Source organism: Brachybacterium sp. GPGPB12 (assembly GCF_038396325.1).
GTDB lineage: Bacteria > Actinomycetota > Actinomycetes > Actinomycetales > Dermabacteraceae > Brachybacterium > Brachybacterium conglomeratum.
The window spans coordinates 2,842,934-2,857,591 of sequence record NZ_CP149573.1; the positions used below are offsets into that span (position 1 = coordinate 2,842,934).

Consider the following 14,658-nt stretch of genomic DNA (forward strand, 5'->3'; position numbering starts at 1 on the left):
GTGGCGCCGACGAGGGACGTTACCACCGGCTTGCCGGGTGTTCCCGTCGGGCGACGGGCTCCGCGGCGGGGGAGTGAGGTGGGACACCTCGGCGGCGGTGCGGCCGGCGGCGCGGGCCGGTGCAGGCTCGCCCGTCGGGAGCGTCTGCGCAGTTCCCGCGAATTTTGACCGACGGTAGGTGATGCGGCATCCTCGTCGGGCGCGAGCTCTCCCGTGCGGCGGCCGCGCGCCGCTCGCGCCCCGGGGTGGACAAACGGGTCGTGAACGTTCACGATATCTCTGTGCCCCCGAGCACATCACGCCCGCGACCGCGGTGCACTCAAGGACGAGGAGTGATGACCTGCGATGAACCCCCGCTTGTCACGACGATCGGCGCTGGTCGGAGGTGGTGCGGCGCTCGCCGCCGGCCTCGCGGCCTGTGCGCCGCCCAATCCCGGCGAGGTCAATGCCGAGCCGACCATCCCCGCCGCTGACGGCAAGGTCCACCTGACCTACTGGGCCTGGCTGAAGGACCTGCAGAAGGTCCTCGACGTCTTCAACGCCTCCCAGGACCGCATCCAGGTCGACGCCACCTGGATCCCCGGCGGCGACACCGGCGGCTACGCGAAGATCCTCTCCGCGGTCGCCGCGGGCGGCGGCCCCGACATCGCCCAGGTCGAGCCGCGCCAGGTCCCCGAGTTCGCGCTCGCCGGCGCGCTGGTGAACCTCAGCCGCTACGGCTTCGGCGAGGACGAGTCCGCCTTCGACCCCGGCGCGATCAGCCAGGCGAAGGTCGGCGACAACATCTGGGGCGTCCCGCAGGACACCGGCCCCATGGCGAGCTTCTACAACCGGGAGGTGCTCGAGGGCGAGCTGGGCCTCACCTTCCCCTCCACCTGGGACGAGTTCCGCGAGACCGCCGGCATCGTCTCCGAGGCCGGCAAGCAGATCATCAGCCTCGACCCCTCCGACGGCTCCCACCCCATCGGCTGGGTCATGCAGTCCGGCGCCGTGTGGTTCCGGCCCGAGGGCGACGGCTGGATCGTCGACATGACCGACGACGCCTCGATGCGCGTGGCCGAGTTCTGGGACGGCATCTTCGACGAGGGCCTGGTCGGCACCGGCTACGGCTCCTACACCACCCCCTGGTACGCCGCGGCGGCCGACGGGAAGGTGCTCGCCTCGATCAGCGGCTCGTGGTCCGACGCGCTGAACGAGACCGTGCCCGGCGGCTCCGGCAAGTGGGCGGTCGCGCCCATGCCCACCTGGCCCGACGGCTACGCCTCCGGCGGCCACGGCGGCTCCGCCGCCGCGATCCTCGCCAATTCGAAGCACCCGGCCGAGGCGCTCGAGTTCCTCACCTGGATGTGCACGGACCCCGCCGGCATCGACGCGATGATCGAGTACTCCGGCATCGGCTGGTCGCCCGCCGCCGACTACATCGGCGAGAAGCGGCAGCAGCCCAGCGAGTTCTTCTCCGGCCAGAACTACAACGAGGAGGTCATCGTCCCGATGGCCGCCGGGCAGAACCTCGACTGGACCTGGGCGCCGCTCATGCGGCGCGTCCAGGCCCTGATCGGCGACGGCATGACCGCCGCCGTCACCGGCGAGGTCCCGCTCGCGGACATGTTCGCCACTGCGCAGAAGGAGATCGTCGAGATCATGCGCACCATCGGTCTGAACGCGGAGGAGGCACGATGAAGGGCAAGAGCGCCCCCTGGCTGCTGCTGGCACCGTTCCTGGTGCTGTTCATCGGGACCATGATCGTCCCGATCATCATGGCGATCGGCTACAGCTTCACGCGCGTCCAGCGCCTGGGCCTGCTCGGCGAGGCCGGTGTGGACAGCGTCTTCGCGGGGCTGGACAACTACATCGCCGCGCTGACGAACGCGAACTTCATCGCCTCGATCGGGCGGATGGTCCTGTTCGGCGTCGTGCAGGTGACGGTGATGATCGTGGCCGCCACGATCCTCGCCCTCTCGCTCGAGAGCGCCTCGGCGAAGTGGCCCGGCTTCTTCCGCGCCACCTACTTCCTGCCCTACGGCATCCCCGGCGTGATCGCCACGATCCTGTGGTCCTTCCTCTACATCCCGGGGCTGTCCCCGATCGTGGACGTGCTCGGCGCCGTCGGCATCACCGTCGACTTCCTCGGCCCGAACATGGTGCTGTGGTCCATCGCGAACATCGTGACCTGGACCTACACCGGCTACAACATGCTGATCATCGTCGCGCGGCTCAAGGCCATCCCCGGCGAGCTGTACGAGGCCGCGAAGATCGACGGGGCGAGCTCCTTCCGGGTGGCCCGCTCGATCCAGATCCCGCTGATCCGCCCTGCCCTGATGCTCACGATCATCTTCTCGATCATCGGCACCCTGCGGCTGTTCGCCGAGCCGCGCCTGCTGCAGACCATGAGCGCGGGGATCACCTCGGAGTACACCCCGAACATGTCCGCCTATGCCTTCGCGTTCCAGTACAACGACATCGGCATGGCCGCGGCGCAGTCCGTGATCATCGCGGTCGCCGCCTTCCTGTTCTCGGCGCTCGCGCTGGGGATCTCGAACTGGATGGAGAAGCGCCGATGAGCACCACCGACAACGCCCCCACGCACCGCGCGAAGCCGCTCGGCAACGCGGCCAGGGCCGCCCGCGGCGACGGCCGCTCGGGCGACCGCGACGCGGGCCGCAAGCCCACCACCACGATCATCGTCACCGCGATCCTCGCGATGGTCGCCGTGTACTTCCTGGTGCCGGTGTACTGGGTGGTCATCAACGCCACCAAGTCCACCGAGGACCTCTTCGGCACCAGCGGGTTCTGGCTCGGCGAGAACTTCCAGCTGTGGGAGAACCTCCGGTCCGTGCTCACGGCCAACGGCGGGATCTTCCCCCGCTGGGCCCTGAACTCGGTCCTGTACTCCGGGGTCGGCTCCGTGCTCGCGACCTACTTCGCGGTCGCCGCCGGCTACGCCCTGGCCAAGTACCGCTTCCGCGGCCGCGGCCTCGTCTACGGGCTCGTCCTCGGCGGCGTGCTCGTGCCCGGCACGGCCGTGGCGGCCGCCGCTGTTCTTCCTGTTCAGCTCGATCGGGATCACCAACACGTACTGGGCCGTGCTGATCCCCTCGCTGGTGAGCCCCTTCGGCCTGTTCCTCGCCTCGATCTACGCCGGCGCCGCGGTGCCCGACGAGATGCTCGAGGCGGGTCGTCTGGACGGCGTGCGGGAGCTGGGCCTCTTCCACCGCCTGGCCCTGCCTCAGCTGACCCCCGCGATCGTGACGATCGTGCTGTTCCAGTTCATCGCGATCTGGAACAACTACATGCTCCCGCTGGTCATGCTGGCCGACGAGAAGCTGTACCCGATCACCCTGGGCCTGGACAACTGGCGGGCCCAGACGGACCGCCTGCCGGAGTTCTACCAGCTCACCACCGGCGGCGCGGCGCTGTCGGTGATCCCGCTGGCGATCCTGATCCTGGTGCTGCAGCGCTTCTGGCGCGGCGGCCTCACCGAGGGGTCCGTCAAGGGCTGATCCCGCCCCGCCGCGATCGGCCGTTGCCACGACCGCCCTCCACCGCGACCGCCCCGCACCCCGTCAGCCCGGGGGCGGGGCGGTCGTCGTCGCGCGGGCTCGTGGCGGCACGACATGGCATATATGCCACGTCGTCGCGCCGAGCGCCCGTACGCGCCGCCGCCGAGACCGTGGCGCGGCGGCGTGCGTCCTCGGCGCCGCCCGAGCCCGCCCGCTTTCGGGATCCGGTGGCGGGACGGCTCCGGGTGCTCTTGGATGGAGGGATGAGCTCCTCCCGCGGCCCTGCCCCTGCCCGACGCCCCGCGCCGACCGCGGACCGGCTCCCGTCCCCGCCGCGGCGACGCTCCGTCCTCGCCCCGCGCCGACGCTCCGTCCTCGCCGCGGCGGCGGCGGCGCCCTGGCCGGGGCCGGGCTGTCGGGTCGCGGGATGGTCGAGGGGATCGTCGGTGACGACATGGAGCCGGACCTCGTCTCCGAGTCGCCGCGCCGGAAGCCGGCCGAGGCCGACGGGATCGGCCGGCGCGTCGTCCCCTTCACCGCCCACCTGCTCGCCGGCATCGACCGCGAGCCGGTCAACGCCGTCTGCTCCCCGCTCTCGGCGCAGACCGTGCTGACCATGGCTGCGCTCGGTGCCGCGGGGGACACCCTCGCACAGATGGAGGAGGTGCTCGGCGGCACGGTCGACGAGCTCGCCACCACCGCCAACACGCTCTCCGCGGTGCTCGCCGCCGTGGGGGACGCGGCTCGGCAGGAGGACAACCCCGAGGGGCCGGAGCCCGCCGTCGCCTCCCTCGTCAGCGACACCTGGGCGCAGGAGGGCATGCAGGTCGAGCAGGGCTTCCTCGACGGGCTCGCCGAATGGTTCGGCGGCGGCGTCTTCGAGGTCGACTTCCTCGACGAGGCGGCGCGCGAGGAGGGCCGTGAACGGATCAACGACTGGGTGCTCGAGCAGACGAACGACCTCATCGAGGAGCTCGTGCCCGACGGGGCGCTCTCCGACCGCACCCGGGCCGTTCTCGTGAACGCCCTGCACCTCAAGGCGGCCTGGCGCGCCCGCTCGAGCGTCGCGGCGGCACCTTCACCGCGGAGGAGGGCGAGGAGCTCTCCGTCGAGCCGCTCCACGGCAGCGGCTCCGCCTGGTTCGAGGACTCGGTGTGCCGCGCCACCGCGCTCGAGGCCGCCGGCGGCGAACTCGCCCTCGCGCTGGTCCAGCCGGCCGACGGCATCGGCGGGACGATGGACGCCTGGGCCGAGGTCGCGGGCACGTCCGCGGCGGGCCTCGGCGGGTCGCTCGACGGGCTCGAGGACTCCTCGGAGCAGGTCGACCTCGCCGTGCCGCCCTTCGACATCGCCTGGGACTCCTCCCTGGTGGCGGTGCTGGAGGGGCTCGGGATGACCGAGGTGTTCTCCGCGGCGGCGGACCTCTCCGGCATCACCGCTGAGGAGGATCTGATGATCACCGAGATCCTGCAGAAGACCGTGATCACGGTCGACGAGGTGGGCATGGAGGCCGCGGCCGCTACCGCGGCGATCGCCGGCACGACCGCCGCCCCCGTCGAGCCGAAGGAGCTCGTCCTGGACCGGCCGTTCCTGTTCGTGGCCTATGAGCGCTCGACCCGCGCACCGCTGGTCGCCGGCTGGATCGGGGATCCGCGGCAGACGAGGTGAGGACGGGCCGTACGGACAGTCGCGCCGGGGCCCCTCACCGAGGAGCGCCCACCTCGTCATGCTCCGGGAGCACCCGGATGAACTCTTCCCACGCACGGAGCGAGGTGACCGGGCGCAGAGAGGCGACGCTGTTCTGCTCCTCGATGAGGAGATGATGCTCCGCACGCCGGATCTGCACCACGAGGTCCTCGCCGGGCTCCTCGTCGAGCGACGTCCAGGAGCCGCGGGCCTCGACGATCTGCCACGTGTCGTCGGCGGCGGGCCCGAGGACGTTGCCGATCAGGGGGTCGAGGGCCGACCAGGCCGCGACGCGCGTGGCGGTGTCGGGGTCCGTCAGCCGGACCAGTTGCTCCGCCGGGACCCGGATCGGTCCCTGCTCCGAGGTGGGGGCGGCGCCCGGCAGGAAACGGACGAGCCTGGTCATCCCGCCGGGGAGGGTTCCGATGGGGTAAGCGGCCAGCTCTGCGAGGCCGTCCTTCAGCGGGCTTCGACGCACACCGACGCCGTTCGCGCCGACGAGAAGGTCGTGGTCTTGCTGTGCACCGGGCCCCGAGACGGTGATCTCGACGCGGAACAGCGGTGCCGTCAGTGCCCCGCGCATCCCGTCCATCGTCGGGTCCACTGTGATGCCGGGGGCGTGGGCGGCGAGCACTGCGGAGAGCTCGTCGTCGGCCGCGAGGGCGTTGAGCAGACGGTCGAGCGAGGCACGGGGACCTCGGAATGCTGCGGTGGCGGGGTCGAAGGCGATCACGCGAGATCCTCCTCGTCGAGTCGGATGCTGAGGGTGTCGAGGATCTGCTCCATGAGCGCGGAGCTCTCGCGGTCCCGGAACGGGAACGAGGTGAGGGCGAGGGTCACCAAGGTTTCTCCCGCGAGGGCGAACACCTGTCGGGTGATCACCGTCAGGCCGGGAGGGGCGGTCTGCAGCAGGGCTCGGGAATGCCCGCGCAGTCCGCCGACGGCCGCCGGCCGATCCTCGAGGAGGTGCAGGTCGGGAACAGACGCGTGCTTGCTGCGCGCGGGAGATCGCGGTGATCGCCTCGAGGTCCCGCGGGGTCTCGGACGGGAGCGGCTCCAGGGTGACGACGATATTGTCGGCGAACGGGCCCGCCTCCTCGGCGGAGAGCTTCGCGACGAGCGTGGGGGCGCCGTCTCGACGCTCGACCTCCCAGGTGCCGGGGATGTCGACGTCGACAGCAACGCCGGGAGCCGCCGTCGTCGTGACGGAGATGCGTTCCAGGTCCATGCCGCTCTTGCCTCGCCCTCGTGGTGTGACGTCCCCGGGCCTCATCCCAGGACCCAGTCGACGATACCGTTCGCGGCGCTTGCTCCCTCCGAGCCCGCCGAGGATCCCGCCCACAGCACCGCCGATGACGGTGCCGACGCCGGGACAGATCATGGTGCCCAGCGCGGCCCCGCCAGCGGCACCGCCCCACGCTCCGAGTCCCCCGCCGAGTGCATTGGCACCGCCGTCGACGGCGGCGCGCCCGATGCGCTCGCCGGTGCTCAGGCTCGGGTCCGCGGAGTCCTGCTCCCAGCGGTCCCACGCGGCGAAGCCGCCAGTGACGACTGCGCCGACAGGGCCGAGTGCTTTGGAGAACTTCGAGGCCGCACCCGCGGCACCTCTCATCGAGTTCACCAGGTCATCGCCCCCGACGAGCATGAACGTCGCCAGCGTGCGAGGGGATGTCAGGAACTTCGCGAGCCCCGAGTAGGCGCCGCTGACGCCGTCGACCAGGCCGCTGAGGCCCATGCCGACCCAGTCCTCCCAGTCGTTGGGATTCGGGAGGAGGTTGCGCAGGGAGAAGTCCCCGAAGCGGAAGAGATCGTCGAACTTCTCGGCAAAGGCGGAGAGCGCATCGGCGGCCGAGGTGACGTCCTGCTCCTGCGCATCGGCGGAGAGAGCGCGCGCGAGCTCCATGAGTCGCTCGAGCGCGTTCTCGATAGGACCGTTCTGCAACGCGTCCCATCGGTCGCGGAAGCTGTCGGCGTCCGGCCCGATCCAGGCGGCCGCCGAGTGCGCGGATCGTGCCGCCCAGTCGCTCGGTCCTCCCGGCCAGATCTTCGCGGCGCTGGGCCATCAGGCGCGCGAAGTCCTCGCCCTGCGCGGTATCCATCCCGTAGAACATCGTCACCCCTGTGAGTCGTCGTCGGCCCATCTTCCCTGCGGCCGGCGCGGGCGTCGATGGGGAGGACTGCCCATGCCCGCTGCGAGAGCGCCGCCGCAGCGGTGCGGTGGGTGCAGTCCTCTGCGAGGATGTCGGTCATGACGGAACGACTCCTGGTCTCCCTCTCCCTGGCGCTGATCGGCCTCTTGCTCCTCGGGGTCGCCCTGTGGGCGCGCACTGGGCGACCGGCTGTCTTGCGCGGCTGGATGAACCCGCTGTCGGAGAACTGGATGGCAGAGAGGGTGGTCTTTGCTCGGCCTGCCGACGGTCGGGGCGTGCTGGTCTGCGTCGCTCTGGTCGCCGCGCCCCACCAGTGGACCGCGCTCCGTCTGCTGGCGATCGCGGGGATGGTGGTGCTGGCGGTCCCCGCCCTGTACTTCTTGATCGCGCCGGCGCTGTTCGCCGGGCTTTCTATACCCGGGATGGGCGCGCCGTCTGCGCGACGGACGTGAGGCACGTATGCGCGCGTTCCTGACCGGCCAGATCTGAAGGTGCCGTCCGTCGGCGGGCCCGTAGGCGGTCCAGGCGAGCCTGGCGCTCGAGGGGACCGTCGACGAGGCGGCCGACGCCCTACCCGTCCTCGTCGGCGCGTCCTTCACCGCCGACACCCCCGAGGACACCTTCCTGGACGTCTCCGACGCCGGCCACGGCGTCGCCTACGTCAACGGGTTCTGCGTGGGCAGGTACTGGGACATCGGCCCCCAGCAGACGCTCTACGTCCCCGCCCCGCTCCTGCGCGCCGGCCGCAACGAGGTGCCGCTGCTGGACCTCGAACGTCGGCCGACGGGCCTCGCGCTCGCCGAGGCGCACCGCTTCGGGCGTGCCGCCCACGCCCACCCCACCAGCGAGGAGAGCTGATCACCGTGACCCCGACCCCTGACCTGCGCATCGGCGTGATCGGCATGGGCGCCCGCTCCGATCTCGCCTTCCATGCCCACCGCCCCGGTGAGGGCTCCCGCGTCACCGCCGTCGCCGACCCGGCCGAGCGCGGCCGTGACCTCGCCCGCGAGCGCTTCGGCGAGGACGTGGCGACCGCCCGCTCCTTCGAGGAGCCGCTGGCCGAGCACGAGGTCGACGCGGTGATGATCCTCGCCCCCGACTTCGCGCACGCCGGCATCGCGCGGCAGACCCTCGCCGCCGGGATCCCCACCTTCTGCGAGAAGCCGATGGCGATCTCCCTCGAGGACGCCGACGGGATGCTCGAGCTCGCGAAGGAGAAGCGGGCCCGGCTGTACATCGGCCACAACATGCGGCACATGCCGGTGGTGCGGCAGATGAAGGCGATCGTCGACTCCGGCCGGATCGGCAGGGTGCGGGCGATCTGGTGCCGTCACTTCGTGGGCGCCGGCGGCGACTTCTACTTCAAGGACTGGCACGCCGAGCGGGAGAAGGCCATGAGCCTGCTGCTGCAGAAGGGTGCCCACGACATCGACGTGATCCACTGGCTCGCCGGCGGCGCCACCCGCCGCGTCTCCGGCATCGGCGACCTCGCGGTCTACGGCGACATCACCGACCGCCGCGACAACTCCGGCCGCCGCATGGGGGAGTGGTACGACGAGGACATCTGGCCGCCCACCGCGCAGAAGGAGCTCAACCCCGTCGTCGACGTCGAGGACATCTCGATGCCGCAGATGACGCTGGACAACGGCGTGCTCGCCTCCTACCAGCAGTGCCACTTCACCCCCGACTACTGGCGGAACTACACCGTGATCGGGGACGCCGGACGGATCGAGAACATGGGCGACGGCGCCGGCGACCAGATCCACCTCTGGACCTCGCGCCGCTCGGGACCGGGCAGGCCCGATGACATCGAGGTGATCGCCCGCGCCGAGGGCGGTCACGGCGGCGCCGACCCGAGCCTCGTCGCCGAGTTCCTGCGCTTCGCCCGCGGCGGCGGATCCACCGAGGTCTCCGTGATCGCGGCCCGTGAGGCGGTGGCGACCGGGGTGCGCGGCGCGGAGTCGATCCGCTCCGGCGGCGTGCCCCTCGAGGTGCCGCCGGTGGCGGACGAGATCAGGGAGTACTTCGACGGCGGACAGGTCTGAGCAGACTCACCCCCGCATCCCGTGGGCGCGCAGGGCGTCGGCCACGTCCGCGGTCGTGGCGGCGCCCGCATGCGGCGGCCACACCGCGGCGACGTACCCGTCGGGTCTCACCAGCGACATCCGCGCCTCGGCGTCGCGGTCGGATCCCGCACCGCAGAACGGTCCCTCCACCGCCGCGGGAACCTGCGGCCGCACGGCATCCTCGACCCCCTCGACATGCGGCTGCCAGCTCATCGCCCGCGGCGCCTCGCGGTTCGCGTCGGTCGGCAGGAGGCGCCGGCCGACGGCCCGGTCGCGCGCCCAGCGCGGCGGCGGCTCCCCCTCGGGGACCGCGTGGTAGTGGATGCGGTACTGACCCAGCCACCCGCCGAGCCGGCGCCCGACGGGAGTGGCGAGGAGCCGCGGTGCGAGCACCGCCAGCAGGTCACGGGCCCGACGGCGCACGAAGGCGGCGCCGCGGCCGGGCCGCGCGATCACCCCGAAGGCCCGGTCCACGATCCGCACCAGCGTCAGCGCGACCGGGCGACGCTCCGCCTCGTAGCGCTCCAGCTGACCGGGCTCCCGCGGCCCGGAGGCGACGTCGGCCTGGAGGTTCACCAGGTGGTGAGCGTCCTGCAGGCCCGTGTTCATGCCCTGACCGCCCACGGGGGAGTGGACGTGCGAGGCATCGCCCGCCAGGAACACCGGACCCTGCCGGAACCGTGAGGCGACGCGGTGATGGACCCGGTAGGCGGAGAACCAGTCCACGCGCTCGTACCGGATCACGAGATCCTCGCGAGCGCCCGCGAGCGCCTCCTCCTGGTCGGGCTCCGCCCCGCCGTGCGACCAGATCAGCCGGGCGTGCCCGCCCTCGCCCAGCGGGAACAGGAGCGCGAAGCCGCCGGCCGAAGCGTGCGGTGAGCGCCCCGGTCTCGATGCCCCGCACCCGTTGCAGGTCCGCCACGCAGAACGTCGCCTCGTCGGTCACTCCCTCGAAGGGGAGCCCCAGCAGGTGGCGCACGGGCGAGCTCGCCCCGTCGGCCCCGATCAGCCATCGCGCCCGGACCCGGATCGGGTCCTCCGGCCCCTCCAGCGGCGCCTCGACCCCCTCGTCGGCCGACGGGTCCGCGGTGAAGGAGACGAGGCCGAGCCTGTAGCGGACGGGTGCGCCCTCGGCCGCGAGGGCGTCCGCGAGGAGCCGCTCGGTGCGGCTCTGCTCGAAGACCCGCGCCCCCGGGAACGGGGTGTCCCCCTCGCGCGCGCGGCGGCGAAGTCCGCCCCCACTCCGGGGCCGCCCTGCCGGATCCGGATCCGGCCCGCGGCCTGCGCCCCCTCCAGCACCGGTGCGACCAGGCCCAGCTGGTCGAGGATCTCCATGCTTGCGGGACTGGACCACGATCGCCCGCGACTCCCTGGTCGGCCCCGGCTTCGGATCCACGATCAGGGCCGACAGCCCGCGGCGCCGGGCGACGAGCCCCGCCATCAGGCCCGTCGGCCCCGCGCCGACGACCAGCAGATCGGTGGTCAGAGCGGCATCGGGCGAAGGTGCCGGGCCGGTCGTGTGCGCGGCGTCATCCATGGCGGCCTCGTCTCGACGCAGGAGCGGTGGGGACCACCGTAGACCTGTCGGCCCGCGGCCTCGCCCGGCGGTACGGTGCCCACGTGCTCCGTCCGGAGCCGTGCCGTCGAAGGAGTCCGCATGACCGCCACCCGCACCACCCGCCGCATCCTTCCCGAGGACCTCCCCGAGGCCTGGTCCGGGGCGGCGACCTGGACCGGCGTCGCGGGCGGCACCCAGCCCTGGCGCCTCGCGCCGGCGCGGCTGGCGCGGATCGGCTCCGCCGACATCGAGGAGCTCGCCCGCATCCCGAACGGCGTGCGTCTGGCCGTGGAGACCGACGCGCGCCAGCTCGAGCTCGCTCTCACCACGCAGGAGTCCCACGCGAACGCCCCGCGCCGCGCGGACCTCGTGATCGACGGCGAGCACACGGCGACCCTCGAGGCGGGAGGCCGCACGGAGCCGCTGATGGACCTTCCCGGCGACCTGTCGCGCGTCGAGCTGTGGCTCCCGCACACCGCACCGACGGTGCTCGCACCAGGCGCCGCTGCACGAGGCGAGCGTGCTCGTCCCCGCCCCGCCGCGCGGCCCGCGCTGGACCGTGCACGGCGGCTCCATCACGCAGTGCAACGAGGCGGAGAGCCCGAGGGGGACGTGGCCCGCCCTGGTCGCGGCGCAGAACGACTACGAGCTGACCGCGCTCGGCCTGTCCGGGCAGTGCCATCTGGACCCGCCGGTCGCCGAGACGATCGGGCGCTCCCGCCCGGACCTGGTCACCCTCTGCATCGGCGCCAACATCTACGGCGCCTCCACCTTCACCGAGCGCGACCTCGTCGCCGACGCTGATCGGCTTCGTCGACCACGTGCGACGGTTGACACCGGCGCCGATCGTGCTCATGAGCACCATCACCTCGGGCCCGCACCGCGAGGACGCCCCGAACGACGCCGGGCTCACCCAGCGCCGCCTGCGGGAGATCGTCCATCAGGGCGCGGAGCCGCTCGCGGCCGAGGACCCGCCGCTCACGGTCGTCGACGGGACCGAGGTCATCACAGCGCAGGAGATGCACCTGCTCGGCGACCAGTCGCACCCCACGCCCGAGGGCTACCGGGTGATGGCCGAGCGGCTCGCGCCCCGGATGGCCGAGGCGCTCGCGGAGTCTTGCCTCACCCCTTCTGTCGCCCCTTGAAGCGGGGCTCCTCCTTGTTGATCACGTAGAGCCGGCCGCGGCGGCGCACCACCTGGGCGCCGGGGCGGGCGGCGAGGAGCGGAGCGAGGAGCGGACCTTCAGCGCGTCCCCTGCCCGTAGCGGCGGCGGAAGCGCTCCACGCGACCGGCGGTGTCCAGCACCTTCGACTGCCCCGTGTAGAAGGGGTGCGAGGCGGAGGAGACCTCCACGTCGATGACCGGGTACTCCTGGCCATCGGTCCAGGTGATGGTGCGCTCCGAGGTGGCTGTGGAGCGGGTGAGGAAGGAGAAGTCGGCGCTCGCGTCGCGGAAGACGACGGGCCGGTAGTCGGGATGGATGGACGGCTTCATGGGATGTCCTCCTTCAGAGGATGGGGTGGGGCGAGCCGGAGCTCACCAGCTGGACTTCGTCACGCCCGGCGCTCGCCGCGATGGGCGGCCTGGCGGAAGCGCACCCGGGAGAGCCCGAACGTGCGCAGGAACCCGCGCGGACGGCCGTCGATCGCATCGCGGTTGCGCAGTCGGGTGGGGCTCGCATCGCGCGGCAGGCGCTGCAGCGCCCGCTGGGCGAGCACCTTCTCCGCGGTCGTCGCCTGCTTGTCCTTGATCGTGCACTTCAAGGCCGCACGGCGCTCGGCGTATCGGGCCACGGTCCCGCGGCGCCGTGCGTCGGCGGCGATCTTCGAGCTCTTCGCCATCAGCGCTCCTCGCGGAACTCGACGACCTCGCGCATCCGGGGGTCGAACTTCCGCGCGACGAGCCGGTCGGGGGTGTTCCGACGGTTCTTGGTGGTCATGTACGTGAATCCGGTGCCGGCGGTGGAGCGCATCTTGATCACGCCTCGGATGTCGTTCTTCCTGGCCATAAGGGGTTTCCTCTCAGATCTTCTCTCCGCGGGCGCGGATCTCGGCGACGACCGCCTCGATCCCGCGGCGGTCGATGGTGCGCAGTCCCCGGGTGGAGACGCGCAGGCGCACGGTGCGACCGAGCGACGAAACGAAGAACCTCTTCGTCTGCACGTCGGGGTCGAAGCGCCGCGAGGTGCGGCGGTGCGAATGGGACACGGACTACCCGAAGCGGGGAACCGCTCCGGTGACTTGACAGCGCTGGGACATGGGCAGCGATACTAGTAATGAGAATGGTTATCGTCAAGCAGGAAGTGCAGAACCCATGCCCGCGAGCCGCTCCTCGAAGCCCGTCTCCCCCAACCGCTCCCGGGGGCTCAGCATTCCCGCCCTGTCGCGATCGTCACGGCGCTCGACGAGGTGCCGCGCGACGCCCTGGTGGCGAGCCTCCTCCTGGACGCCGGGGGACTCCTCGCCCTGCGCTACGAGGTCGTCGAGGACTCCTCCGCGCTGCGACGCCTCGTCGTCGCGGCCGGCGGGGTGCGCGAGCACGAGCTGGTCGACCTCGCCCACCCCGCAGGAGTGGGCGCGAGGCCTCGCGCCGTGGCTCGGCGCCGAGGACCTCCTCGCACCCTGGCTCGGGGAGCGGGACGCCAGGGTGTGAGAGGGGCGGCGGGCGTGCTCAGGGCCGCCGTGACGGTGCGTCGGGCGTGGCTGCGGTGGGTGAGGACCACGAGGGTGAGCAGCCGCGCCCACGCTCACCGCCGCCACCACGATCCGCGCGACGGGGTCGCCGGTCGCGTCCCAGGCCGTGTGCGGCGACGACCGCTCCGAGAAGGGCGACCACCAGGGCGAGCGCCCCCGGGCCTTATGAGGCGTCTCGACCAGGAACCACAGCGCCGCGCACACCGCGCCCGTCCAGGCCACGTGCCCGGCCGGGACCAGCACCCCGCGCGCGACGAGCGTCGCATCGAGTGCGCCGAGCCCGCCGCCCCTGGACAGCGGCGCCCCGAAGCCGTAGCCCATCGTCTCGAGCACCGCGAAGCCCGTGCCGGCCGCGATGCCGATCACGAGCCCGCCGCCGCGGGTCGCGCGATGGGCGAGCGCGAGCACGATCAGCGGCACCACGAGCTTCGCGGACTCCTCGATCACCCCGACCAGCAGGATCGAGGCGCCGCCGAGCACGGCGCCCGCGATCCGCTCCTCGAGGCCGGCCGCGCAGATGCCGAACAGGCCGCTCGCCGCGACCGTGACCAGCACGATCCGTCCGGGGACGACGGGGCCGCTGCGGGTGGACTGCGCGAGCAGCAGCACGGTCACGGGGATCGTCGCCGCGCCCACCAGCGAGACCGTCGGCGGCAGGATCGGGTTGCCGGTGAGGAGCATGATCACGAAGGTCGTGACATAGCCGAGCGACCCGCCCGCCAGCACCAGCGGCCAGGAGAGGCGCAGGTGCCAGGGGTAGCGGGCCGGGGCGTGCGGGGCCGGGGTCCGAGGTGCTGGGTCCTGTGTGACGGGGAACTGTGCGGTCATCGCCCGCTCCTTCATCCGGCGGGCTCGCTCGTGCTCACCCGAGGTGAGGCGTCGTCATCGCGGCGGCGTCGAGGACAGTATGCGCCTGCGAGGACGGAACGGCATTGTCTGCTGGGTCACGTCGTCGTCGTGCTGATGCGCATGGCTTCGACGCCGAGCCGGCGCCGGCGGCGCGT

15 protein-coding genes and 4 pseudogenes are annotated in these 14,658 nt (G+C 72.3%); 11 read left to right on the forward strand and 8 right to left on the reverse strand.

Features of this window, described 5'->3' with window-relative positions; all coding sequences use genetic code 11:
- Positions 1–345 precede the first annotated feature (345 nt).
- The 5 genes and pseudogenes from WKH84_RS16550 (at position 346) to WKH84_RS16570 (ending at position 5,168) form a co-directional block, all read left to right on the forward strand.
- A complete protein-coding gene (locus WKH84_RS16550; protein WP_341854454.1) occupies positions 346–1,680 on the forward strand; it encodes an extracellular solute-binding protein in 1,335 nt (444 codons plus the stop codon).
- Entirely contained in the window at positions 1,677–2,561 is an 885-nt protein-coding gene (locus WKH84_RS16555) for a sugar ABC transporter permease (protein WP_341854455.1), read from the forward strand. Before WKH84_RS16550 ends, WKH84_RS16555 begins: the two co-directional genes overlap by 4 nt.
- Positions 2,558–3,500: pseudogene (locus WKH84_RS16560) on the forward strand (carbohydrate ABC transporter permease). Before WKH84_RS16555 ends, WKH84_RS16560 begins: the two are co-directional and overlap by 4 nt.
- A gap of 454 nt (positions 3,501–3,954) precedes the next feature.
- Positions 3,955–4,494 (forward strand): annotated as a pseudogene (locus WKH84_RS16565) (serpin family protein); the annotation flags it as partial.
- Positions 4,495–4,544: 50 nt separating this feature from the next.
- Positions 4,545–5,168 carry a serpin family protein gene (locus tag WKH84_RS16570; RefSeq protein ID WP_341856931.1) on the forward strand — a complete coding sequence of 208 codons (624 nt, stop codon included), beginning with the start codon at positions 4,545–4,547 and terminating at the stop codon, positions 5,166–5,168.
- A gap of 34 nt (positions 5,169–5,202) precedes the next feature.
- On the opposite strand, the gene WKH84_RS16575 is transcribed toward WKH84_RS16570, so the two are convergent.
- Positions 5,203–7,128 (reverse strand): hypothetical protein, encoded by a 1,926-nt coding sequence (locus tag WKH84_RS16575; protein ID WP_341854456.1) that lies wholly within the window; start codon positions 7,126–7,128, stop codon positions 5,203–5,205.
- Positions 7,129–7,434: 306 nt separating this feature from the next.
- On the opposite strand from WKH84_RS16575, the gene WKH84_RS16580 reads away from it, so the two are divergent.
- From WKH84_RS16580 to WKH84_RS16590, 3 genes are all read left to right on the forward strand, one after another.
- On the forward strand, positions 7,435–7,788 hold the full coding sequence (locus WKH84_RS16580) for a hypothetical protein (protein ID WP_341854457.1): 354 nt from the start codon (positions 7,435–7,437) through the stop codon (positions 7,786–7,788).
- A 172-nt stretch (positions 7,789–7,960) separates the two neighbouring features.
- A complete protein-coding gene (locus WKH84_RS16585) occupies positions 7,961–8,194 on the forward strand; it encodes a hypothetical protein (protein ID WP_341856932.1) in 234 nt (77 codons plus the stop codon).
- Positions 8,195–8,199: 5 nt separating this feature from the next.
- Positions 8,200–9,381 (forward strand): Gfo/Idh/MocA family oxidoreductase, encoded by a 1,182-nt coding sequence (locus WKH84_RS16590; RefSeq protein ID WP_341854458.1) that lies wholly within the window; start codon positions 8,200–8,202, stop codon positions 9,379–9,381.
- 6 nt (positions 9,382–9,387) lie between these two features.
- Here WKH84_RS16590 and WKH84_RS16595 read toward each other — a convergent pair whose 3' ends face one another.
- The gene (locus WKH84_RS16595; protein ID WP_341854459.1) at positions 9,388–10,146 is read right to left on the reverse strand and encodes an FAD-dependent monooxygenase; all 759 of its coding nucleotides are present in this window, start codon (positions 10,144–10,146) and stop codon (positions 9,388–9,390) included.
- A gap of 131 nt (positions 10,147–10,277) precedes the next feature.
- Here WKH84_RS16595 and WKH84_RS16600 point away from each other — a divergent pair, with 131 nt between their 5' ends.
- From WKH84_RS16600 to WKH84_RS16610, 3 genes are all read left to right on the forward strand, one after another.
- A complete protein-coding gene (locus WKH84_RS16600; RefSeq protein ID WP_341854460.1) occupies positions 10,278–10,517 on the forward strand; it encodes a hypothetical protein in 240 nt (79 codons plus the stop codon).
- A 542-nt stretch (positions 10,518–11,059) separates the two neighbouring features.
- A complete protein-coding gene (locus WKH84_RS16605) occupies positions 11,060–11,764 on the forward strand; it encodes a hypothetical protein (RefSeq protein ID WP_341854461.1) in 705 nt (234 codons plus the stop codon).
- Between the two features lie 50 nt (positions 11,765–11,814).
- Complete coding sequence (locus WKH84_RS16610) at positions 11,815–12,105, forward strand: hypothetical protein (RefSeq protein WP_341854462.1); 291 nt, start codon at positions 11,815–11,817, stop codon at positions 12,103–12,105.
- Here the strand turns inward: WKH84_RS16610 and ykgO are convergent.
- The 6 genes and pseudogenes from ykgO to WKH84_RS16640 form a co-directional block, all read right to left on the reverse strand.
- Positions 12,083–12,207, reverse strand: a pseudogene (gene ykgO, locus WKH84_RS16615) (type B 50S ribosomal protein L36). The gene WKH84_RS16610 and the pseudogene ykgO sit on opposite strands and share 23 nt — an antisense overlap.
- Positions 12,204–12,455: a type B 50S ribosomal protein L31 gene (locus WKH84_RS16620; RefSeq protein ID WP_263312097.1), complete on the reverse strand. Its 252-nt coding sequence runs from the start codon at positions 12,453–12,455 to the stop codon at positions 12,204–12,206. The pseudogene ykgO and the gene WKH84_RS16620 overlap by 4 nt, the downstream one beginning before the upstream one ends.
- 42 nt (positions 12,456–12,497) lie before the next feature.
- Positions 12,498–12,802 (reverse strand): annotated as a pseudogene (gene rpsN / locus WKH84_RS16625) (30S ribosomal protein S14).
- Complete coding sequence (gene rpmG / locus WKH84_RS16630; RefSeq protein WP_263312099.1) at positions 12,802–12,969, reverse strand: 50S ribosomal protein L33; 168 nt, start codon at positions 12,967–12,969, stop codon at positions 12,802–12,804. The pseudogene rpsN and the gene rpmG overlap by 1 nt, the downstream one beginning before the upstream one ends.
- A 13-nt stretch (positions 12,970–12,982) precedes the next feature.
- A complete protein-coding gene (gene rpmB, locus WKH84_RS16635) occupies positions 12,983–13,168 on the reverse strand; it encodes a 50S ribosomal protein L28 (protein ID WP_263312100.1) in 186 nt (61 codons plus the stop codon).
- 84 nt (positions 13,169–13,252) lie between these two features.
- Positions 13,253–14,482, reverse strand: coding sequence for a PrsW family intramembrane metalloprotease (locus tag WKH84_RS16640; protein ID WP_341854463.1), 1,230 nt, complete (start codon positions 14,480–14,482; stop codon positions 13,253–13,255).
- Positions 14,483–14,658: the final 176 nt, after the last annotated feature.